Consider the following 488-nt stretch of genomic DNA (forward strand, 5'->3'; position numbering starts at 1 on the left):
CCCAACCACATGGGCGTGCTGGACGCACCCAACCCCTGGTGGGACGACGTGATGGAGCACGGACGCGCCTCCGCCTATGCGGGCTTCTTCGACATCGAATGGGAACCCGCCACCGCCAACCTCCAGGGCCGGGTGCTGCTGCCCATGCTGGGAGGCCAGTACGGCCAGGTGCTGGAAGCGGGCGAGTTGCGCCTGGATTTCGATGCCGAGGCCGGCAAGTTCTTCGTCCGCTACTGGGACCACCGCCTGCCCGTCGATCCGCGGCACTATGCGCGCATCTTCGGGGCCGTGCCGGCACCCGCCACCGGCGCCGAGTCGGACGGCGACAGCGCGCTGCAGGTGCAGTCGCTGGTCGACGCCTTCGGGCGCCTGCCCGACCGCGACACTTCCGACGACGCCGAGCGTGCGATGCGCATGCGCGACGCCCCGCTGCACCAGCGCCGGCTGGCGGAACTCGCCGCGGCCCACGCCTGGGTGCGCCAGTGGAT

The 488-nt window shown here is 71.5% G+C and carries 1 pseudogene; it reads left to right on the top strand.

The window, feature by feature from the left end:
• Positions 1-488 (top strand): annotated as a pseudogene (locus FJV41_RS57290) (malto-oligosyltrehalose synthase); the annotation flags it as partial.

The sequence above is a fragment of the Myxococcus llanfairpwllgwyngyllgogerychwyrndrobwllllantysiliogogogochensis genome (assembly GCF_006636215.1).
GTDB lineage: Bacteria > Myxococcota > Myxococcia > Myxococcales > Myxococcaceae > Myxococcus > Myxococcus llanfairpwllgwyngyllgogerychwyrndrobwllllantysiliogogogochensis.